General features: G+C 41.1%; 22 protein-coding genes. 13 read left to right on the top strand and 9 right to left on the bottom strand.

The genetic code is table 11. From position 1 onward, the window contains the following. Together smc and FBB35_RS00210 are read left to right on the top strand one after the other, a co-directional pair. Positions 1-3,663 carry a chromosome segregation protein SMC gene (gene smc, locus FBB35_RS00215; protein ID WP_174707998.1) on the top strand — a complete coding sequence of 1,221 codons (3,663 nt, stop codon included), beginning with the start codon at positions 1-3 and terminating at the stop codon, positions 3,661-3,663. Positions 3,664-3,861: 198 nt separating this feature from the next. Then, on the top strand, positions 3,862-4,857 hold the full coding sequence (locus tag FBB35_RS00210; protein WP_174707997.1) for a PRC-barrel domain-containing protein: 996 nt from the start codon (positions 3,862-3,864) through the stop codon (positions 4,855-4,857). A gap of 145 nt (positions 4,858-5,002) precedes the next feature. Here the strand turns inward: FBB35_RS00210 and FBB35_RS00205 are convergent, their stop codons facing one another. Next, positions 5,003-5,851 carry a CDP-diacylglycerol diphosphatase gene (locus FBB35_RS00205; protein ID WP_174707996.1) on the bottom strand — a complete coding sequence of 283 codons (849 nt, stop codon included), beginning with the start codon at positions 5,849-5,851 and terminating at the stop codon, positions 5,003-5,005. A 411-nt stretch (positions 5,852-6,262) separates the two neighbouring features. Here FBB35_RS00205 and FBB35_RS00200 point away from each other — a divergent pair, with 411 nt between their 5' ends. From FBB35_RS00200 to FBB35_RS00190, 3 genes are all read left to right on the top strand, one after another. Then, positions 6,263-6,532, top strand: coding sequence for a transposase DNA-binding-containing protein (locus FBB35_RS00200; RefSeq protein WP_174707995.1), 270 nt, complete (start codon positions 6,263-6,265; stop codon positions 6,530-6,532). A gap of 92 nt (positions 6,533-6,624) precedes the next feature. After that, positions 6,625-8,349, top strand: a complete 1,725-nt coding sequence (locus FBB35_RS00195; RefSeq protein WP_174707994.1) for an ABC transporter ATP-binding protein — start codon at positions 6,625-6,627, stop codon at positions 8,347-8,349. A 166-nt stretch (positions 8,350-8,515) separates the two neighbouring features. Beyond that, complete coding sequence (locus FBB35_RS00190) at positions 8,516-9,154, top strand: histidine phosphatase family protein (RefSeq protein WP_163926612.1); 639 nt, start codon at positions 8,516-8,518, stop codon at positions 9,152-9,154. A 208-nt stretch (positions 9,155-9,362) separates the two neighbouring features. Here FBB35_RS00190 and FBB35_RS00185 read toward each other — a convergent pair whose 3' ends face one another. Beyond that, positions 9,363-10,391 carry a toll/interleukin-1 receptor domain-containing protein gene (locus tag FBB35_RS00185; protein ID WP_254625773.1) on the bottom strand — a complete coding sequence of 343 codons (1,029 nt, stop codon included), beginning with the start codon at positions 10,389-10,391 and terminating at the stop codon, positions 9,363-9,365. 81 nt (positions 10,392-10,472) lie between these two features. Between FBB35_RS00185 and FBB35_RS34055 the strand changes: the two genes are divergently transcribed. After that, positions 10,473-10,868, top strand: coding sequence for a transposase (locus tag FBB35_RS34055; protein WP_254625668.1), 396 nt, complete (start codon positions 10,473-10,475; stop codon positions 10,866-10,868). Between the two features lie 94 nt (positions 10,869-10,962). Then, positions 10,963-11,430, top strand: a complete 468-nt coding sequence (locus FBB35_RS34050) for a transposase (protein ID WP_254625646.1) — start codon at positions 10,963-10,965, stop codon at positions 11,428-11,430. Here FBB35_RS34050 and FBB35_RS00175 read toward each other — a convergent pair. After that, the gene (locus tag FBB35_RS00175; RefSeq protein ID WP_174707993.1) at positions 11,396-11,587 is read right to left on the bottom strand and encodes a hypothetical protein; all 192 of its coding nucleotides are present in this window, start codon (positions 11,585-11,587) and stop codon (positions 11,396-11,398) included. The genes FBB35_RS34050 and FBB35_RS00175 overlap by 35 nt on opposite strands. Positions 11,588-11,992: 405 nt before the next feature. Then, a complete protein-coding gene (locus FBB35_RS00170; RefSeq protein ID WP_174707992.1) occupies positions 11,993-13,450 on the bottom strand; it encodes a YdiU family protein in 1,458 nt (485 codons plus the stop codon). 121 nt (positions 13,451-13,571) lie between these two features. Between FBB35_RS00170 and FBB35_RS00165 the strand changes: the two genes are divergently transcribed. Continuing rightward, positions 13,572-14,231, top strand: a complete 660-nt coding sequence (locus FBB35_RS00165) for an SMI1/KNR4 family protein (RefSeq protein ID WP_174707991.1) — start codon at positions 13,572-13,574, stop codon at positions 14,229-14,231. 25 nt (positions 14,232-14,256) lie between these two features. Here FBB35_RS00165 and FBB35_RS00160 read toward each other — a convergent pair whose 3' ends face one another. Together FBB35_RS00160 and FBB35_RS00155 are read right to left on the bottom strand one after the other, a co-directional pair. Further along, the gene (locus FBB35_RS00160) at positions 14,257-14,742 is read right to left on the bottom strand and encodes a hypothetical protein (protein WP_174707990.1); all 486 of its coding nucleotides are present in this window, start codon (positions 14,740-14,742) and stop codon (positions 14,257-14,259) included. A 244-nt stretch (positions 14,743-14,986) separates the two neighbouring features. Further along, positions 14,987-15,562, bottom strand: coding sequence for a GNAT family N-acetyltransferase (locus FBB35_RS00155; RefSeq protein ID WP_174707989.1), 576 nt, complete (start codon positions 15,560-15,562; stop codon positions 14,987-14,989). Positions 15,563-15,912: 350 nt separating this feature from the next. Here FBB35_RS00155 and bioB point away from each other — a divergent pair, with 350 nt between their 5' ends. Next, the gene (bioB, locus tag FBB35_RS00150; RefSeq protein WP_174707988.1) at positions 15,913-16,920 is read left to right on the top strand and encodes a biotin synthase BioB; all 1,008 of its coding nucleotides are present in this window, start codon (positions 15,913-15,915) and stop codon (positions 16,918-16,920) included. Between the two features lie 78 nt (positions 16,921-16,998). On the opposite strand, the gene petL is transcribed toward bioB, so the two are convergent. Then, the gene (petL, locus tag FBB35_RS00145; RefSeq protein ID WP_109007553.1) at positions 16,999-17,094 is read right to left on the bottom strand and encodes a cytochrome b6-f complex subunit PetL; all 96 of its coding nucleotides are present in this window, start codon (positions 17,092-17,094) and stop codon (positions 16,999-17,001) included. A gap of 189 nt (positions 17,095-17,283) precedes the next feature. Between petL and aroB the strand changes: the two genes are divergently transcribed. Both aroB and FBB35_RS00135 read left to right on the top strand, forming a co-directional pair. Beyond that, on the top strand, positions 17,284-18,375 hold the full coding sequence (gene aroB / locus FBB35_RS00140; protein ID WP_174707987.1) for a 3-dehydroquinate synthase: 1,092 nt from the start codon (positions 17,284-17,286) through the stop codon (positions 18,373-18,375). A gap of 77 nt (positions 18,376-18,452) precedes the next feature. Beyond that, positions 18,453-19,031 (top strand): Uma2 family endonuclease, encoded by a 579-nt coding sequence (locus FBB35_RS00135; protein ID WP_174707986.1) that lies wholly within the window; start codon positions 18,453-18,455, stop codon positions 19,029-19,031. Here the strand turns inward: FBB35_RS00135 and FBB35_RS00130 are convergent. Beyond that, complete coding sequence (locus tag FBB35_RS00130; RefSeq protein ID WP_254625772.1) at positions 19,017-19,547, bottom strand: NUDIX hydrolase; 531 nt, start codon at positions 19,545-19,547, stop codon at positions 19,017-19,019. The genes FBB35_RS00135 and FBB35_RS00130 overlap by 15 nt on opposite strands. A gap of 34 nt (positions 19,548-19,581) precedes the next feature. Then, the gene (locus FBB35_RS00125) at positions 19,582-19,896 is read right to left on the bottom strand and encodes an S-layer protein (RefSeq protein ID WP_174707985.1); all 315 of its coding nucleotides are present in this window, start codon (positions 19,894-19,896) and stop codon (positions 19,582-19,584) included. A 639-nt stretch (positions 19,897-20,535) separates the two neighbouring features. Between FBB35_RS00125 and FBB35_RS00120 the strand changes: the two genes are divergently transcribed. Both FBB35_RS00120 and FBB35_RS00115 read left to right on the top strand, forming a co-directional pair. Continuing rightward, positions 20,536-20,775 (top strand): hypothetical protein, encoded by a 240-nt coding sequence (locus tag FBB35_RS00120; protein WP_174707984.1) that lies wholly within the window; start codon positions 20,536-20,538, stop codon positions 20,773-20,775. 92 nt (positions 20,776-20,867) lie between these two features. Further along, on the top strand, positions 20,868-22,271 hold the full coding sequence (locus FBB35_RS00115) for a tyrosine phenol-lyase (protein ID WP_174707983.1): 1,404 nt from the start codon (positions 20,868-20,870) through the stop codon (positions 22,269-22,271). Positions 22,272-22,346: the final 75 nt, after the last annotated feature.

The raw sequence follows: 22,346 nt of genomic DNA, 5'->3' as shown, positions 1-22,346 counted from the left end.
ATGGTTCATATCAAGCGCGTGGAACTTACCAACTTCAAATCCTTCGGTGGCACTACCTCAGTCCCTTTGCTACCGGGGTGTACTGTCATATCTGGGCCAAATGGTTCGGGTAAATCTAACATTCTCGATGCACTGCTATTTTGCCTCGGACTCTCCAGTTCTAAGGGAATGCGAGCCGATCGCCTCCCAGATTTGGTAAATAACACCCAAACGTCCAAAGGACGCGCTTCTATTGAAGCTAGTGTGACTGTAACGTTTGATTTGTCAGATGAAATCTCACACAAAGATACAAAGGCGCAAAGGGAGGAAGTAGAAGAGGCAGGGGAAGCCGAGGAAGCGGAGGAAGAACCAAAATCCAAAATTGTTCGACTGAGCGAAGCCGAAGTCCAAAATCCAAAATCGTCAGAGTGGAGTGTTACTAGAAGGCTGCGAGTCACTCACCAAGGAAGTTACACCTCGAATTACTATATCAATGGTGAAGCTTGCACGTTGACAGAATTGCATGGAGAATTAAGTAATCTACGGGTTTATCCTGAAGGCTACAACGTCGTGCTGCAAGGGGATGTCACCAGCATTATCTCGATGAATGCGCGGGAACGGCGGGAAATTATTGATGAATTGGCAGGGGTGGCGGCGTTCGATCGCAAAATCATTCAAGCCAAATCAACTTTAGATGAGGTGAAAGAAAAGGAAGATAGCTGTCGGATTATTGAAACAGAACTAACTGCACAACGCGATCGCCTTTCCCAAGATCGGGCTAAAGCTGAGAAATATCAAAAACTCCGCACCGAATTTCTAGCGAAACAATCCTGGGAAGCCGTTTTATCATGGCGATCGCTACAAGCACAACAAGAAAAGTTAGTTCACGAAATTCAAACAGGCGATCGCAATTCTAGTGAACTCTCAACCCAACTCACAAATCTAAATTCCGAAATCGTCCAAAAAACTGCTGAACTTGAACAACTCAATGCCCATGTCAAAGCATTGGGAGAAGATGAACTTTTAGCAGTACAATCTGCCCTCGCCACCCAAGAAGCAGAACGAAAACAACTCCAGCGTCAGCTAACAGAATTAGAAACGGCTTCCCAAGAAACCGCCAAACGTCTCGCTCAAACTCAGCAAGAAATTCAAAAACACCGTCATTCCCTAGAAGAAATTGCCGAAACCCAACTTGTAGAGACGCGATTCATCGCGTCTTCCCAACAACAAAGAAACGAAGCGCACCAAGCCTTAGAAACCTCCCGCGAAGCAGCAGCCGAAATCGCCTCAGCTTCGGAAGCGTGGGTGCAGCAACAAACGGCATTCAACCGCCAAATTGAAACTCTGCTGCAAACTCTAGAACCGCAACGCACAGAAAAAGCACAACTCACAGAACGCAATAATCAGTTACAGCAACTTATCCAAGAGCAAACGCAGTTAATTGAACGCGACGAACCCCTGTTAGCCCAAAAACAAACTGAATGTAGTCAAATTGAAACAGAATTTAACGCCTCTAGCGAACCCATTCAAAATTTAGCCCAAAATCTCTCAGCCACAGAACAAGAACTGCAAATCCAACAGGAAACCCAAAAGCGGTTACTTTTTGAACAACGGGAAAAACAACGCCAGTTGGATAAAATAGAGGCGCAAACGCAAGCACAGCAAGAAGTCCAAGGGACCCAAGCTAGTAAAGTCATTTTACAATCGGGAATGCCTGGACTTTGTGGCTTAGTTGTGCAATTAGGAAAAGTGGAACCCCGTCATCAGCTAGCTTTAGAAATGGCTGCTGGTGGGCGATTGGGACATATTGTGGTGGAAGATGATGGTGTAGCCGCAGCCGGTATTGAATTGCTCAAACAGAAGCGTGCAGGGAGAGCGACTTTTTTACCACTGAATAAAATTCACGCTCCTAAATTTACTCAAGATGCAACGCTGCGTTTCGCCAGTGGCTTCGTTAACTATGCTGTTAACTTAGTCGATTGCGATCGCCGTTACAAAGATGTATTCAGCTATGTTTTCGGTAACACAGTCGTATTTGCCAGCCTTGAGGCGGCGCGGAAAAATCTAGGATTGTATCGCATCGTCACCTTAGACGGGGAATTACTGGAAACTAGTGGTGCAATGACTGGTGGTAGTAACAGCCAGCGTTCAGCCTTGCGGTTTGGCAATGCGGAAGCGGCGGAATCTGATGAAGCGATCGCTTTGAGAAGTCGTTTGGTGGATATTGAGCGGGTTTTAGAGCGTTGTACTGAAGCGATCGCAACTTTATCAGCCAGAAGCAAAAAACTCACCCAAGAACTCGCAGAAGCTCGTCAGGCGCGGCGCGAGCAGCAGTTGCAATTAGAACAGTTGCAGAAAGATATTAAAAATTTAACGGCACAATTAGAGGGGACGCGATCGCAACTCGCCCAAAACAGTGAAAAGTTAGCCATTGCTCAATCCCGATTAGAAATTTTAGATCGGGAATTACCGGGACAAGAAACTCATCTGCAACAATTGCGACACGCTTTAGCAGAGTTAGAAGCATCCCAAACCCCTAGTGAATGGCAACAAATCCAAGTGAAAATTAAAACTCAAGAGCAACAATTACAACAACGGGAGACAGCATTACGCGAAGCTGAACAAAGATTAAAAAATTTGGAAAATCAGCAACAGCGATCGCAAGAAAAAATCCAAGAAGCAGAGACACGCATCGCAGAATACGAAACCCAAAAAACCTCTTGTAGAGACGCGATTCATCACGTCTTGAGCCAAATCACAACGATAGACGACCAAATCACCCAAACCCGTTTATCGTTAACTCAAATGGAGCAAAATTTGGGAGAAGAAAAACAAAAACGCGACGCTACAGAATTGGAAGTGCGATCGCATCTTTTGCGCCAACAACAATTGCAATGGGAAATCGAAAAACTCAAAGAAACCCAAGAGAAGCGGCGGGAGGAATTAATTGCACTGCAAAGCCAGTTACGGGATATGGGAGCAGAATTACCAAATCCGTTGCCGGAGGTTCCAGATAAGGTAGATTTAGAAGAATTACAGAAAGAATTGCGATCGCTTACCAAACGCTTACAAGCGATGGAACCTGTTAATATGCTGGCGTTAGAAGAATACGAACGCACTCAAAACCGCCTCCAAGAACTGACGCAAAAATTAGAGACATTAGAAGGGGAACGCACCGAACTACTTTTGCGGATTGAAAACTTTACCACATTGCGACAACTTGCTTTTAAAGAAGCATTCGATGCTGTCAACGAAAACTTTCAATCGATTTTTGCCATTCTTTCGGACGGCGACGGCTTTTTGCAACTCGAAAATCCTGAAGATCCCTTTAGCAGTGGACTAAATTTAGTCGCTCATCCCAAAGGTAAACCCGTACAACGCCTCGCTTCCATGTCTGGGGGAGAAAAATCACTTACAGCCTTGAGCTTTATCTTTGCCCTTCAACGCTACCGTCCATCGCCCTTTTACGCCTTTGACGAAGTAGATATGTTCTTAGATGGAGCAAACGTAGAACGATTAGCTAGAATGATTAAGCAACAGTCACAACAAGCGCAATTTATAGTTGTGAGTTTGCGTCGTCCGATGATAGAATCAGCCGAACGCACAATTGGCGTTACTCAAGCACGAGGAGCTTACACTCAAGTTTTGGGGATTAAATTACAATCATCCAATACATCTGCTTGAGTTTTTGTTAATAATAGTGTATAGATAAACCACGTCATGTGTGACTTGCTCTCAAACCTAACTCCAACCCCTTCCCTAAAAGGGTTGATGAGCAAAAATCAAAGCCTCTCTCCGTCTGGGGGAGAGGTTTGGAGAGGGGTTTCAAGAACCAGTCGCACGTTGCGTTAAACCGGATTCGAGATCAGGACTCGGTATAGAATGACCTCCGAACAGATAATTAGACGTTCCGATATATTAAACACTCAGGTGATTACCCGCGACAACGGCAAGCGGCTAGGCATCATCAGTCAAGTCTGGGTTGATATTGATCAACGAGAGGTTGTGGCTCTTGGTTTGCGAGACAGCCTGATCTCCATTTCGGGCATACCGCGCTATATGTACCTCAACAACATCAGCCAGATCGGTGATGTCATCCTGGTTGATAATGAAGATGTAATTGAAGATATCGAAGTTGAATCTCTCAGCAATCTGATTAACTGGGAAGTAATTACAGAAACAGGCGAAGTACTAGGCAAAGTTCGGGGCTTCAAGTTCAACGGCGAAACCGGGAAACTTAACTCCATAGTCATCGCTTCTTTAGGATTGCCCCAAATTCCCGACCAATTTTTGAGTACTTACGAGTTCTCAGTGGATGAAATTGTCAGCACCGGCCCCAATCGGTTGATTGTGTTTGAAGGAGCCGAAGAACGGGTGAATCAGTTGACAACTGGTTTACTAGAGCGTTTGGGTATCGGCAAAGCACCTTGGGAGAGGGATGCAGAAGAAGAATACGGCTATACTCCACCACGCCAAGTTGCACCAGGTAATCAACTCCCTAGTGGTGTGCCGTTACAGCCACCTAAACAGAGAGTTCGCGCGCCCGAACCCGTAGCGCGCGAAGAGGAATGGACAGAAGACTATGTGGAAGAAGAAAGGCCACAACGTCAGGTAATGAAGGCGCGGCAATATGAGTCTATTCAATACGAAGAAGACGAGGAAGAAGATAACTGGAGTGAAGCAACAGGTAGCGACAGGTATCAACAACCGCAGCCGCTAAAATATGAAGCCAAGCCTTACAGCAAGCCTTATGTTGATGAATACGATGATTATGACGATGTAGACGGCGATGCTTGGGAAGATGAGCCGAAGCCTGTGAATATTCCGAAAAAAGTCAAGGAAAGGAAGCCAGAATACGAAGAAGAAGGCGGATATTAAGTAATTCGTAATTCGTAATTAAATTTGAAGATTAGTTTAGCTCTTTCCTTATAAATAAGGAGAGGGCTAATTTTTAGTCTGGATAAAGGTTTAATTCCACATTCAGCAGGTAAAACCAGAAAAAAGGTATTTTAATCTCATTTGATTATTGAGTGCTACAATCTTCATCAAGTAACTTCTCAGCAGCTGCTTGATAACCACCACTACTTTCTGTGTTCACAATATAAAATCCTCCCTTGCTTCTTCCCGCTACAGCAATACTTTGATCAGCCATATTTTGTGATGAATGCAAGGATTTCTTTACCAGATAGAAAGGATTATTACTCGCTTCAAGGGAATTATTAGTTAACTTCATTATATTATATTTATTATTATTTAAAGTTAAAATAAAACTTTTAAAACTTCCACTAGGAATATTATTATCATTTTGCTCAAGTTCTTTACTCACTTTTTTATTAATGCAAGAAATATGAATGTGTAATTGATCTTGACCACGCGCTTGTTTGGAATTAATAGCCAATCCATATTGAGCTGGGTTTTTTATCTTAGGTTTTATTTGTGGTATGTAAGTTTTAGCAGCTTCCCATGCATATTGCCAATAATATGGTTTGTTTTGCGTGGATACACTAGGGTTTTCTATACCTGTGATTTTATCAGTTGGGAGTAATAAATATTCAACTGAATGACTCCCATTTGCCACAACATATCTATTGTTAATATCTACATATAAACATGGGTCTGGTTTAGGAGGATTGCCTTGCTGGTTTGCTACACATTTCTGAACTTTTTCCCAAAGAAAATTTCTCCCGCTACTACCTAATGCCTGAAAATTAAAAATAGTATCTAAGCTGAGTACTGTTAAAGTAGTTAACAATATGCTCAATAAATATTTATTTTTATATTTTATTAGTTTACATTTATTTTGATTCGGCGAAAATGAATTATTAAACAAGCTAAGAAAAGTTGATTTTGACATTAAAAAAATACTCATCATACCTCCTGTAACGATTTAGACATATCTTCTATGTAGTCATCAAAATTTATTGATAACTAATTTGTAATGGCTGCCAGATGAATTTATTTTGCCTAAATAAAATTGAAAATTCAAGTTTAGATATTTAAATATTTAGACATAAGTAAGTCGTGGAGAAAATTTATAAGTATGTAACGAATAATTAAGGAGAAGGATTAGAGCTAAATTTGGTAGTGCATCAAGGAAGTGTAAGGTAGTTGTTCACTCTCCCCCATCAAAAAAGGATTAATACCAATTCACTAAAACTGTGATACAGATAAAGAAGGAATAAATATTAACGAGCAAAGATGGCTGGAGTCAGCAGAGGAATTACAGGAGCTGCTGAGAAAACAAAAAATAGTATCAAGTCGCGAATGGATTCAAGCGTTGTATTTGCTGAAAATAGGTCAGGTAAAAACAATACAGGATTTAGAAGCGAATCCGTACCGCAATTGTGATTTTGGTGACAAACGTCTGACCAACAGAGCAGTTTTAATTGCGGAGGTTTTAAAAGTAAAATATGGTGAGCCTGTATCACAAATATTTCAAAGTGCTAGTGACCTAAAACGTGGTTACAAATTCTTTTCTAACCCCAAAACAACTTTTGATAAATTGACCCAACCATGTTGTAAACAGACATTAATGACTGGCCATAGTCGCTAAAACAGTTTGTAACTAATTAGTGAACTGTTCAGAAACTCCCCAAAAACTGATAGCGTCAAACAAAGGATAAATATCGTTGTGGACTTTCGAGCTTGAAAACCCGTTCTAATTACTGGCAACTGCTGCCTTATATCCGACTCCAGTGGAAAACCATCACCAAGGGACTTATTGGGATCTTGGGATACGTGCTGGCGACATTATTGTTGATAAATCTTGCCGGTAAATTGGCAATTCCCTTTGCACAGGGTAATGTAGTAGCGATCGCTCAAATAACTGGCAGCTGTGCTTTAGTCTTTCTTGTCAGAGGCTTGTTTCAGTCTATACAAGATATGTACATGGCGAAAGCTTCTTTAAGAGTTGCTTTTCATCTCCGCCAGCAAGTCTACGCCCATCTGCAAAAGCTAAATCTCAGCTATTTTGAAACCGCAAAAGCAGGTGACTTATCTTACCGCCTCACAGAAGATGTTGACCGGGTTGGCGAAGTGGTAAATAAAGGATTTCACGACTTTATCCCCTGTATTTTGCAGTTGGTGGCAATTCCGATTTACATGATTTACCTGAATTGGCAACTGACATTAGCAACAGTCATAGTTGCACCACTGATGGGTATTTTAGTCGGCTGGTTTGGTGAACGTTTACGCAAGTATTCCTTAAAAAGTCAAAATCGCGTGTCGGGTTTATCAGCCATTCTCGCGGAAGTTTTCAACGGTATTCGTTTGGTACAGGCTTTTGCTGCTGAAAATTACGAAATTGCCCGCTTTGGTCATGAAGCAGAACGCAGTCTCAAAGCCAAATACTCAGCCGAACGCCTCAAAGCGATTCAGATTCCCATAGTGGGATTTCTGGAAGCTTTAAGTGCGTTATCGTTACTAATTGTGGGAGCGTGGCAAATTTCCCAAAATAACTTGACAGTGGCGAATTTTTTCAGCTATCTGGCGGCGGCGGCGCTGTTAATTGATCCCATTGGTCACACTACTAACAACTACAACGAATTTAAGCAGGGTGAGGCATCCGTTGACCGCGTTTTTGAATTGATGGCAATTCAGCCAACGGTGATTGAAAAGTTCAATGCGATCGCTCTCCCCCCAGTTAAGGGCAAAATAGAATATCGTCATATTTCCTTTGCCTATAAGCCTGGTGAACCCGTATTAAAAGATATCAGTTTATTGGTATCGCCAGGTGAAGCGATCGCTCTTGTGGGTGCTTCTGGTGCAGGTAAAACCACATTTGTGAATCTCCTCCCCCGTTTTTATGACCCTGAAGTGGGGCAAATCTTCATTGACGATGTTGATATTCGGGATGTGAAGCTGCATAGTCTGCGGCGACAAATTGGGATTGTTCCTCAAGAAACCATCATGTTTTCGGGGACGATTGCTCAAAATATCGCTTTTGGACAAGATGTTTTTGATATAAAAGCAGTGAAAGAGGCGGCGAAAATTGCTAATGCCCATGAATTTATTAGCCAACTGCCAGAGGTTTATCAGACTTGGGTGGGTGAACGTGGGGTAAACTTATCAGGAGGACAAAGACAAAGAATTGCGATCGCTCGTGCGGTTCTCCTCAATCCCCAAATCTTGATTCTTGATGAGGCGACATCAGCATTAGACTCTGAATCAGAAGCACTAGTACAGGAAGCGCTGGAAAGACTGATGCAAAAACGCACAGTATTTATTATTGCTCACCGTTTATCAACCGTGAGACGGTGCGATCGTATTTTAGTTCTCGAACAGGGACAAATTGTCGAATCAGGAACCCATGAAGAATTATTAGCCCTAGAGCATCGCTACGCGCGGTTTTATGCCCAGCAATTTAGTTAGCAGTACAGAAGACACAGAGGGTTAGAGAAAAGTAGAACTTTTCAAAAGTTTGTGTTGGATTGACTTTTTTGGTTGATTACTTTGTCCTGGTGTCACATAATCGATTCCGAGATTGATGGTACTTTGTTTTTGCACCAACTCCTTTATCCCAATCGCGATATAAGCTATGACACTCAATTTATATTTACTGCGACATGGAGAGACTACTTTTAGTCAAAGTGGTAATTTCTGCGGTGAAACTGATGCGGAGTTGACAACAGAGGGGATGCAGATGGCATCCGGTTTCGCCGATGTTTATCAAAAATTGAAGTGGGAAGCGGTTTATGTTAGCCCGATGAAGCGCACAATTGCAACTGCCAAGCCATTTTGTGATGCTATCGGTATGGATATGCAGTTGCGTGACGGACTTAGAGAAGGTAGTTACGGCGAATGGGAAAGGAAGAGTAAATCGTTTGCTCAAGAGAATTACGCAGAAAACTATGTAAAATGGTTGACAGAACCCGCTTGGAATGCACCACTAGGTGGAGAAACTGCGGTAGATATTGCTAACCGTTCTATGCCTGTAATTGCTGAAATTCAAGAAAAACATCACCAAGGTAATGTTTTAGTAGTTTCCCATAAAGCCACGATTCGGATTATGCTTTGCAGTTTACTGGGAATTGATTTGGGACGCTATCGCTATCGGGTGAATATTTTGGTCGCGTCGGTAAGTATGGTTAAATTTGACGTTAATGGCCCTTTGTTAGAAATATTAGGTGATCGTCATCATATACCCGATCATATTCGCTCTCGTCCGGGAACATAATTGACAAAAAGTTTTGTTATGAGTGGGATGCAAGCCGGGTTTGACATAACTTGCTAAGAAGGGATAGCAGCCTTTAAAAAAGCTTATAACCAGCAAATCGGGGCAGATATAGCATAGGTGATACACAGGAGCAAACTAAACTGTTTAGTTTTTATAATCAAAGTAGATATCCCTCTTCTTTGATTTTTCAAGTTAACTTTATACCAAATTAGATGAGCTTATCCTGAGTATTTAGCATGGTTTTTGCAAAAATAATTTCGTTAACGATATCCATAACATCATTGACTACATCTTCTGCTGTTGAAGGGTCATTGATATATTGATTCAGTGACTTAAATTTTTCCGGTGAGATATTTCCCATTAATTTACTATCCCAATTTGCCAGCATTTCGTCGAACACTTTTTTGGCATCTCCATTAGTGCATACAATAGGAATCACCGGAATTTTTTCTTGTTTAGCATACAGATAAGTTTCATACGTTCCGCCAACGCCTCCCACAAGAATCACCAAATCTGAATGTCGCAAACAATCGAGCCACTCATTAATACCTGACTCAGTGTATTCGACTTTTCCACCCTTAAAGACAGGTTGTTTTTCTCGTGGAACAACGTGAGTTAACTTATCGGTTAGGCGGATATTTTGTTGCGTGATTTTTTCAGCAAACTTATCAGCTACAACATAATCTACTCCCTGCCATCCACCAGTAATCAGGTTATAGTTATATTCTGCTATTTTCGCCCCAAGCTTTTGAGCGCACCAATTGACTTCATTAGGAATATGAAAGTTTCCTGTACCTGCAACTAAAATGCTCTTTTTACTTCTAAGTTTAACAGCATCATTTTTAATAGCGTCAGTAAGCTGATTAATAAATACATTAAAGTTATGAGATGGATCAATGCTTAATTTATCTGAGATGAAAAACATGAATTCATCAATTTTTTGCGAAATTTCCATAATTTTATCAGCAACATCATGCATTGCTGAATATTCATGAGAAGTTCGTTCTGAACCGATGAGTTCTTTGATTTTTTCTTTCTGTTGCTTCCAATATTTTATGTACTCGCTCTTACCTTCTTTGGTATAAACATTAGCATCCTGTAAAACCACAGGAAAAACTTTTTGTTCATAATCCTTGCGTTTCATGATTTCAACAGCTTCAAACATACAGTATTCCGAGCGCAAATATTTGTCGCTGACAACGACAATTACATAGTTTCCGCGCCCGATTTCCTGCATGAAGTCGTGTATACTCTTATAGCGGTTATCAGTCTACTTCAGTACAGTAGGAGAGAGCAATTCTACTGATAATTGGTGGTGATGAAAGCCTACTCTCTCGACTTGCGTCAAAAAATAGTTGATGCTTATGCCTGCGGTGACATTTCCCAACGAAAACTGGCTAAAAACTTTGGTGTCACCTTAAGTTTTGTGCAAAATTTACTCAAACGCCATCGAGAATTGGGGATGATAGGCCCCAAGGTGCGGACTGAGCAGACAGCAACAAAGTTGAATGCTGAACAGTTAGAAATCCTGCGCCAACTCGTCATAGCACAGCCCGATGCGACGTTAAGCGAATTGCGGGAACGACTTTACGAGAAAACAGAGGTCTTAATTGGGGTAGCTACGGTGAATCGGATGGTTCGCTGGAAACTTCACCTCAACCTCAAAAAAAAAGTCTCCACCTCACAAAAAAAGGTAGTGATGAAGTCCAACTAGCCCGATTTGAGTACTGGAAACTCTTGAGGGGGATACCCGTCGAAGAGCTGATTTTCTTAGATGAATCGGGAGTTAATCTGTCCTTCATCCGCAAATGTGCCCGCGCCTTGCCTGGCCTTCAGGCTATGCTCAAAAGCCCAACCGCAAAGGGAAAAATGTCTCGGTAATTGGTGCAATTAGCTTGAAAGGACTGCTCACCCAATGGAGTGGCTTAGGTTCTATCGATGCTTTGACTTTTGATGCCTTCATCGCCCAAAAGCTCGTACCCAAACTTTGGCCTGGTGCAGTGGTGATCATGGATAACTGCTCAATCCATAAAAGTGATGAACTTGAAGCTTTGCTCATCGCTGCTGGCGCTCATCTCATTTATCTCCCCCCCTATTCTCCCGATTTTTCACCGATTGAGAATTGTTGGTCCAAGATTAAGAACATTCTCCGTCGCATCGGTGCAAGGACATACCCTGATTTACTCCAGGCATTAGATACGGCATTCGCAGAAGTGACAATAGAGAATTTGCTGGGTTGGTTTACTCACTGCTGCTACTGTACCTCACAAGACTGATAACCGCTATACCTAGCGTTAAATAGTTGCGATCGCGAATTAAGTTGTAACGTTCAGAAACAAGTGCAGTGCAAATTTTATCTACTAATTCTTCGCGTTGACTACCTAATTCACTCTTGTTATCTTTCCATGCATAAGATATGTATATCTGATTCATTTTTTTAAGATTTTATGAGATGCGATAGAGAAATTTGGAATCAATAAGTGAATAAAATTTGCTGCTACATAAACTATCGTCCACGTACATGGAGTGAAAAAATCACCCACGCAGGCAAAAATAATTCTGAGGTTGGTTTTAGAGCCTCAGAACTTTGGAATTTAGTCTGTGTAACCGTGATTTATAATCACCAAGGCTGAATAAAATTTTACTTTTATATTTGATAACCGACCTACGTATTTTCTCGCAATTCAATTTGGACTGCTATGTCTATACAATTTAGTTAAAAGTTTTTGTAGAGACGTTGCAATGCAACGTCTCTTATTAGATTACTCGTGGTGTAAATTACACCAGATATAATCTCAATAAGCTATCCAGATTAAAAAGAAAATAGGTGTGATTTTACTATTTTCTAAACTGAATCGCCTGGATTAACTCATAAAAAGGTTGCCAATTATCCTCTTGAGCAATTGCTTCCCAAGTAGACTCAATCACAGGTCTTAATAGTGTCGTTTTCGGATTATGAACAGCTAGTGTTTGGGCAATTACATCGGTGCGATCGCTATCAAAATCATTCAAGATTTTATGGTATAGTATGCACCAATCATCAAAAATTCCCAACGCACCCGGTACTGGCACAATATCTGAATTGTTCATTACAAAACCTGGCTCATCTCGCCATTTTGATGAAAAAGTCCGAGCCATCTCATAAAAAAACTGGTGATAACCAACTTGGCTATCTTTCAAGAATTCAACCGTGAGATTCAACAGTTCCGTAGCTTGTGGATGTGGCAACTCCACAAAACCTAACTTTTTCAACATCAAAGAACTGTATTCAGCTTGATAATATTCATCAAACCTTTCTAATGCAGCTTCCATTTCGCCTTTATCAATAATTGCCTTTAAAGGTTCTTGGAGCATTTGTAAATTCAGTTGACAAATACTTGGTTGATTACCGTAACAGTAGCGTCCATAATAGTCAAAATATGCAGCGATAAAGGATGGGTTATAAGTCGAAATAAAGGCGTAAGGCCCATAGTCAAAACTCTCTCCAGTAATCGACATATTGTCAGTATTCAGGACTGCATGACAAAAGCCAGCCGCCATCCACTGCGCTACTAGTTTTGCAACCCGTTCAACTAATTCGGCGTAAAACAAGACATATTGATCTTGTTCAGTACTTAAGTGTCGATAATACTGCTCAATTACGTGGTCTAACAACTTCTTAGTTAAATCTGGACGCTGAAAATAGTGCAGTCGCTCAAAAGTGCCAAACCGAATATGAGAACTGCTCATTCTAATCATCACAGATGAACGGGTAGGCGAAGGTTCATCACCCCGCCAGAGGGGTAAACCTGTTTCAATCATGCTCAGACAGCGCGAGGTACGTACACCTAGATGGTGCAGTGCTTCCGCAGCAAGAACTTCCCGCACCCCACCTTTGAGCGTGAGCATACCATCGCCACCACGGGAGTAGGGCGTTCTTCCAGAGCCTTTAGTTCCAAAATCGTATAATTCGCCATCAATGGCGCGGACTTGCCCGTAGAGAAAGCCTCTACCATCTCCCAACTGTCCGTTATATTCACCAAATTGATAGCCGTGGTAACGTAGTGCTAACAAGGGTTTGCGCCCCTGAAACTGGCCAAAAGCTGTGATGAAATCTTCGTCTTTAACTACTTGAGGGTCTAAACCCAAACGAGGTAGTAGTGCATCGTTACGCCAACGCAAGAGGTGTTGGGGAAATTCTGCTGCTGCCACCTCATCATAGTAGTCATCACCTAGAGATTCTAAGGCGCTTTCGTAGTTGAGGGAGAGAAGAGGATTGCTAGAATTTTTGTAGTTTGGAGTTTCAGCCAGAGTCATTACGAGCAAAGCTTAATTCATTCTTCCCTTAATACTACCTCTGGCTTCAACATCAGCATAGACACAAAAAGCTACCATATCTAAAATATGGCAGCGCCACCATCAAAATCTAGAGCGCATAATGAATAAAGTTTTGCAATTAAAGAAAAAATTAACTCAATTAGCTATTTTAGACGCTACATTTGAGGTTTTTGGTTCAGAATCACACCAATATCAATTAAAACCTTGCTTGAGTAACAAAGATATTCAAGTGTTTGAATCTAGATACAATATTAGTTTACCAAGTGAATATAAAAACTTTCTCTTAGAAATTGGCAATGGTGGTGCGGGGCCAGGATACGGCTTATCTGGACTATCAGGAATTGAATATGAAGATATCATCGCAGAAAAACTATACCAAGAGAAGTACGAAATTCTCTCTAAACCATTTCCTTTAACAGAAGCGTGGAATGATTTAGATTTGATTATCAACAATAGAAATGATGCTTACTTTGACAATAAGTTTATCCAGGGTACTCTCACCATTACAACTTATGGTTGTGGAATTGATGCAATATTAGTCATTACCGGGGAGCAGTCAGGAAAAATCTGGATAGATGACCGTACTAATGATAATGGAATATATCCTGCTTCTTTGGATTTTTGTAGTTTTTTCCATGATACCGACCCTGATGATTCTCATCCAAATAGCGACCAGGGGCAGCCTTTAATTTTTTATGATTGGTATGAAGACTGGCTTAACCGAAGTTTGCATCAAATCCGCCAGTCTTCGGAAACTTAACCTTCGTTAAATCAAACTGAGTTTTTTACTTTTTAATTGGTTGCGATACTGGTTGAGTAGTTTCTATTGGATTTGATGTTGGTGAAGTAATTCCTACTGAGTTTGATGTTGGTTGTGATGCCTGTGAAGATAGAATTTGTTTTACTTGTTGGTTATAAGTTTGCAAAATTGATTGAACCTGTTTTTGTTGATCTTGATTCAGATCCAAAGATTTTAACACTATTCTAATTCTCTGACGGGATTGTAGTGCTGCCTTAAATTTAGTGGCTTGAGACGGGTTTAATAGAGTTTCAATATTCTTATCTCTTTGCTGGCGAGCAAGCTGGATTTGTAAACGCTGTTGCTTTGTAATATTAAGTTTTTGGTGTGCTGTAGGACTATTCTGAGTTGTTAAACCTGGTGTAGTGGGGGAAGTTGGAACTGCTGCTGCCAAAACCACTCCGTGCAATATGGTAGTAAAAGCGAAGATAGTAGAAAATACAGATAAGCGCTTTATAGAATTAATAGACATTTTGAAAAACTCCTCAATAATCTAAAACAAATTCGTCCATTGGCTCATTAACCAGATGGTGAATAAATATTACTCTTGCATTTGCTTGTGGAGTTGTTGTGTATTTATTATGGATTTATTATGAATTTATAGATATTGCAAGTTAATATCTCAATATTGTTAATTGGTTGTGTATAAATATAGCACACGTATATTGAACTTATTTAATAAGCTCGGTATCTCTACACTACTAGAAAATAGCTGTTTAAAATTTTGGTACTTGCCAATTAGTATTTGTAAGACTTGTCATAATATGATCTTCCCATTGTCCATTAATTAACAAATAGTCTCTAGCATATCCTTCAATGACAAATCCGAGCCTTCTTAAAACACTGCCACTGCGCCGATTATGAGGCATATAATTAGCCATAACTCGGTGAAAATTTAACTCTTGAAAGAGATATTGAGTTGCAGCTTTTAGCCCTTCTGTCATATATCCTTTACCTTGTTTACTTTCAGCAAGGCTATATCCCACGTAGCAGAAATGAGCGGCTCCTCTTACAAAATTGCTAAAATTTACGGTTCCAATAACTACAGTAGGATTTCTTTTTGTAAAAATAAATAGCTTTAATGATTGCCCATTAATAAATTCGAGAAAACTATTCTCTATCTGATATTGCCAATATTCTTCAGTGAAAAAACCATCAGCCCATAGAGGGTAGAATGGGGTGAGATAAGGTTTGTTATAAATGAAGTATTTAAGAATTTGAGGTATATCTTCATGAATCGCCGCTCGTAATAATAGGCGATCGCTAGTAATTAGTGGCAGTTCTGATATCATAATCGACGGGATCTCTTCCCAGCACATTCTCTAAATTTTATAAATTCTCTCATACCTACGGTTTTGCAGCAGCAGTTAGAGGTGAATTTCACTTCTTTACTCAGAACAGCTTTATACAATGCCCTCTACAACAGATAGGGTAAGTATTTTTGCTGGTAATCTGCCATTCCACCAAAATCTTGATAAGCTGATGTCTAATATCTAGAGCGCAAGGATTGAGAGCCAATGGGTGATAAAGCACAGTACGGGGCATAACTTCGATAAAATCGCTTTGCCCAAACGCTGTACCGCAGGAAATTCAACCAAAAGACAGCTCAAGATTCAACCCAGTCTACAAGAAGGATAGTGATGTGGTGGGAATACGCTACGATTGGCAGGAATTAGAGATTCAGGCGATATACAATATGCCATTGCTAGAGCTTATTTATCAAGCTGCTAGCGTGCATCGCCAATATCATGACCCAACAAAAATACAAGTTTGTAAGCTTATATCTATTAAAACAGGAGGTTGTCCAGAAGATTGTAGCTACTGCGCCCAATCTTCGCGCTATAAAACAGAGGTGAAGGCGCAAGCACTCCTGGAAAAGGAAACCGTTGTTAACATCGCCCAGAAAGCTAAAGAAACCGGTGTTAGCCGCATCTGCATGGGTGCTGCTTGGCGCGAAGTCCGAGATAACTCACAATTTGAGGAAGTCCTGGAAATGGTCAAGGATGTAACCGCAATGGGTTTAGAAGTGTGCTGCACTCTGGGTATGTTGACAGCAAATCAGGCCAGGAAACTAGAAGAAGCGGGACTTTACGCCTACAACCATAACTTAGATACCTCGCAGGAATATTACAACACAATTATTACCACGAGAACATATAGCGATCGCTTAAATACAATCGAGAATGTCCGTCAAACCAATGTTACCGTATGTTCTGGTGGTATCCTTGGTTTAGGCGAAACTGTCGATGACCGGGTTGGGATGTTACAAACTCTGGCAAACTTACATCCGCATCCAGAGTCAGTACCAATTAATATTCTTTCACAAGTGCCGGGCACACCCTTAGAAAATCAACCTGATGTCCCCATTTGGGATATTGTGCGGATGATTGCCACAGCCAGAATTTTAATGCCAGCTTCTGATGTGCGTCTTAGTGCTGGTAGGGCTAGACTTTCTCAAGTTGAACAAGCTTTCTGCTTTATGGCGGGAGCCAATTCTATATTTTCCAGCGATGACAACAAAATGTTGACGGTGACAACTCCCTGTCCAGATTACGATACTGACCGAGAAATGCTTAATTTGCTTGGTTTGGGGATGCGTCCACCTTCCCAAAGGCAGGAGAAGTTAGCAAGTCCGGCTGTTGTAGGATAAATATCTTCAATCAGGGATGGGTGTCTCACCCGTCCCTGACCGAGAGCAGGCAAGATACCCGTCCTACAATAGTCTTGGTTAAATTATCTTGGCAGTCCGCAGACCGAACAACAGACCGACAGCCAAACCAAAGAACAAAGCTAAAAAGCCGATGTAAGCTGCAATTGCAAACATTTATTTTTCTCCACAATACTTCCTAAATATATTGAATCATTAGTTGTTGGGAATTGGGAATTGGGCATTGGGCATTGGGCATTGGGCAATAACTAATAGTTCTTCTCCCCCTGCTCCCCCAGTCCCCAGTCTCCAGTCCCTCAGATTGCGATAGAATACAGCCCACGGGCGCTTCTTTGGGGTTAAGCAATGACTTCTGTAATTAATGTAAATTTACCAGAGCAATCTTATGAGATTGCTATCGCACCTTCGAGTTTAGATCAACTGGGTCAACAGATGGCCAATCTGAAGCTAGGCAAGAAAGTACTGCTAGTTTCTAATCCGACGATTTTTAAGCATTATGGGGAAAGAGCAATTACATCCCTGACATCTGCGGGATTTGAAGTCGCTAGCTGCACCCTACCGCCTGGTGAACGCTACAAAACCCTTAATTCTATCCAAAAACTCTACGATGTCGCCTTAGAAAACCGCCTAGAACGTTCTGCGACGATGGTGGCTTTGGGCGGAGGTGTGATTGGCGATATGACTGGCTTTGCCGCCGCAACCTGGTTGCGGGGTATTAATGTTGTCCAAGTGCCTACAACTCTCTTGGCGATGGTAGATTCGGCAATTGGTGGCAAAACTGGCGTAAATCATCCCCACGGAAAAAATTTAATTGGGGCATTCCATCAACCGCGCTTGGTTTTGATTGACCCAGATGTGTTGAAAACTCTTCCGATGCGCGAATTTCGGGCAGGGATGGCAGAAGTTATTAAGTACGGTGTAATTTGGGATGCTGAATTGTTTGCCCAGTTGGAAGCAAGTAAACGGCTTGACCAACTCCGCTATGTAAAACCTGAGCTAATAGAAACCATATTAACGCGCTCTTGTCAAGCCAAAGCTGACGTTGTTAGCAAAGATGAGAAAGAAGGCGGATTACGCGCAATTCTCAACTATGGACATACCATCGGTCATGCAGTGGAAAGCTTGACTGGTTATCGTTTAGTGAATCACGGTGAAGCGGTGGCTATTGGTATGGTAGCAGCTGGTCAAATTGCTGTGGAATTGGGAATGTGGCAAAAGGAAGATACAGAACGTCAAAATGCTTTAATTCAAAAAACGGGTTTACCGACTCAGTTACCATCTGGGGTGGATATTGAAGGAATTATTGAGGCGTTGCAACTAGATAAAAAAGTCAAAGCAGGAAAAGTGCGGTTTGTTTTACCAACAGAGATTGGTGTAGTTACAGTTACCGATGAAGTGCCATCAGATATTATTCGGCAAGTCTTGCGGGAAATGTAAACAATTTGAAGAATTCAGGAGTCAGAATAAAAATTAGTTATTCTGTCCTTCAATTACGAATTACGAATTACTGAGCCATGATACTCAAAGCCAAAAATAAATTAACTTTGCAAGAGTTCCTAAATCTTCCACCAGGTGAAGGAGACATAACTTATGAACTTGTTGATGGTCAAGCAATTCCTAAAATGTCACCAAAATTTTTTCACGCAAAACTTACCCGTGTCCTTCTCAACTTGATTGAGCAATCATGGGAAGGTAAAGGAGAAGTTTGCCCGGAATGGTCTGTTGCATTAACTCGTCGGGGGCGAGATTGGGTACCAACACCAGATATTTTGTACATCTCTTATGAACGTTTACCCAGTAACTGGGATGAAAACGAAGCTTGTCCTGTTTCTCCTGACTTGGTGATTGAGATTATTTCACCCGGACAAACTTTTGGACAAATGGCAGCTAAAGCCAAAAACTATTTGGATGCTAAAATTCTACGGGTGTGGGTGGTAGATAGTAAAGCCAGAAGTATTACTGTTTTTTATCCAGATGCAGCACCACAAACTTATATGGGAGACGAATTACTCACGGATTCCCTATTCGAGGGACTAGAATTTACTGTTGAGCAGGTGTTTCAAAAAGCGAAAATACCATTAGATGCCGAATAGCATACTTTTTGCGTCTAGCACAATTTGACGCATATCATTTTTATCGCCTGCTTGATATTGAGAGATAAATTCATCAATATCTATAATGTTTCTTCCCATACTTTCATGTGTACATAAGCTTAGACCGTTGTAGCCATTGTTAGAGATTATTTCCTCAACAAATCCAGTCATAACCACAAGGTATGTAAGCTGCTCAGGTTGACTACCGTAAAAATCAGACTGGATAAATTTCACAAGTTTTAATTCTCCTAAAGTTACTTTTACCTCCTCCATAACTTCTCGTCTTGCAGTTTCCTCAAAAGTCAATTCGCCTATCTGCACATGTCCCCCAGGGAGGTCAATACCACGGTCAAGGAGAGCGCATACAATTAAACCATCCTTAGTAAAAGGTACGACTAGAACACTCGTTATCTTTTCAAAGGCAGGCAAAAATGAACTGCCAATATCTACAAAATTGACTTTTTGGCCTGTTTGGATGACAGTCTTTCTGCAATCCTTCTCACTCATTGGCTTCATTTCTGCTATTTAATATAGTTATAAGACCCCTATTTTATTTTTCAAACTGCGGTTCTTTCTGCGGTTGCTGCTGGCTATTTGTTGGTTGCAATTTATTAAATAAAGCTGATGGCGTAGCTTTACGGAACGCACCACAGTAGTGCATAGTCATAACTGCTTTAAAAGCCCAATGGTCTTTTGGTACATCACTAAAGGGATTCGGCAAAGTTTCTGCTTGATTTTGGATACAAGCATTCAAAACTTGATTCGATTTTACTGGTGTGTCGGTAGTAGGTTCTTGAGATTTGACAGGAGTAACAAAGCTAGTAGTAGCTAGCATTACGACTGTTATCAAAAGTTTGCAGTTCATAAATTTGAGTTTTCTAGGGATGAAAGTCTCCCAGATGTTAGTTCCCAGGCTATTGCCCAGGAACTAGAATAACCTAAACGTTAGAAAACATGGTAAGCATTACTAATAGAACAACTAATCCACTTATCCAAAGAGCTAACGAACCCCAACTAACTGAATCTTTTTGTACTCTTTGCCAGAAATTATTAACTAAGTTATTTCGAATTGCCATTTTATAACCTCCAATTTTTATTAAACTTGCACTTACTCAAGATATGAAGCCTGTATTGAGCAAAGAAAAGTTCATCTTTGGGGCATCAGCCTTTATTTGCTAATTCCCAAAGACTAATCAACAGAGATTTAAATTAATCCGTTTAGGGATGTTTATGATAAAGCGTGTGTCTTAACGCATTACCGATCTAATAAACAAAAATTTACAAAAAGATATTTGTTGATGCTTAACTTTATTTTCCCATACGTAACTGTTTACACTTAGAAATTTGGCAATTTTGAGAGAATTCTTAACGTTGCCTTAACCATGTGTAAAAACTAGTATTTTTTAACCAAAAACTACTTAAATACTGATTATGTTTCACTTTCATTCGTGATTTATCTAGACTTTAAAATAGATACAACTAATAGTGAAATGGTAGGTAAATAATGGTGCAACAAATAAGACATAATGAACCGCAATATATCTGTATTATTCCAGTTGAGAGAATTACAGCTAACCAAGACGAAGAAATTATGACCTTTGGTATATCAGCCGACGATGCAAAAAAACAAGGTGAGAAATTATTAGCATCTACATATAGTTGTAATAAATCACAAGTTTTGGAATTGATTCAACAAGCACGAATTGAACCAATAGCTAAGTGGTGTGCCCCTAAAAAGCGCTAAAACGACTTATGAAGGTCTTGGCAACAGCAACTATTAGCACCCAAAATGGTATGCAAATATTTGCCTTACCTGCATGAAGGAGGAATGAATCTATGACCGATGCCAAGCAAACTTCTCCGCGCCGCCGTCGCTCTTGGGCAGAGCCATATAAAATTAAGGTAGTTGAGCCATTAAAAATCACTACTCGCGCTGAACGCGAACAAGCGATCGCACAAGCCGGTTACAATACTTTTCTACTGCGTTCTGAAGATGTCTACATTGATTTGCTCACTGATAGCGGTACTTCAGCTATGAGTGATTATCAGTGGGCGGGGATGATGCTAGGTGATGAAGCTTATGCCGGTAGCAAAAATTTCTATAATTTAGAAGCAAGCATCCAAAAGTATTATGGCTATCGCCATATTGTACCCACTCACCAAGGGCGTGGTGCAGAAAACATTCTTTCTCAAATACTGATCAAACCAGGAGACTACATACCTGGCAATATGTATTTCACCACAACCAGACTGCATCAGGAATTGGCTGGCGGCACTTTTGTTGATGTGATTATTGATGAAGCCCACGATGCCCAATCACTGCATCCATTCAAGGGTAATGTAGACTTACAAAAGCTCACAGACCTAATAGAGCGAGTTGGAGCAGAACGTATTCCCTATATTAGCGTTGCCGGAACCGTGAATATGGCTGGCGGACAACCGATTTCTATGGCTAACCTGCGGGCGGTACATCAGTTAGCTCAAACCCACGGTATCCGCATTATTCTTGATGCCACCCGCGCTGTGGAAAACGCTTACTTTATCCAGCAGAGGGAAGAGGATTATTCCAATCAGGCGATCGCTACCATCTTACGCGAATTTTGCTCCTATACCGACGGCTGCACTATGAGTGGCAAGAAGGATGCACTGGTTAACATCGGCGGTTGGCTAGCTCTCAATGACTATAATCTTTACGATGAAGCACGTAACCTCATTGTAATTTATGAAGGCTTACATACTTACGGTGGTATGGCTGGCCGGGATATGGAAGCTATGGCACGCGGTATAGAAGAGTCAGTTCATGACGATCATATTCGTGCCCGTGTTGGTCAAGTTGAATACCTCGGACAAAAGCTTTTAGATTGGGGTATTCCAATTGTTGTGCCGATTGGTGGTCATGCCATTTATTTAGATGCCAAACGCTTTTTACCACAAATCCCCCAAGACCAATTTCCGGCACAACGTCTAGCAGCAGAACTGTATCTAGAGGCAGGCATTCGGGCAATGGAACGGGGCATCGTTTCCGCAGGGCGCAATAAAGAAACAGGCGATAACTATTATCCAGAGTTAGAACTAGTCCGTTTAACTATTCCCCGCCGTGTTTATACCCAGGCTCACATGGATTTGACTGCTGAAGCAGTTGAAGAGGTTTATTATAATCGCGATCGCCTATGCGGACTCAAAATGATTTATGAGCCGAAGTATCTCCGCTTCTTTCAAGCAAGGTTTGAATTGAATTAGGGGCATTGGGGATTGGGCATGGGGCATTGGGGATTGGGCATGGGGAGAGAATTAAAAATTACCTCTTTCCCCTCT

The sequence above is a fragment of the Nostoc sp. TCL240-02 genome, from assembly GCF_013343235.1.
Classification (GTDB): Bacteria; Cyanobacteriota; Cyanobacteriia; order Cyanobacteriales; family Nostocaceae; genus Nostoc.
Note: the sequence above shows the minus strand (reverse complement) of the source record. Positions and strands in the feature narration are given on the sequence as shown.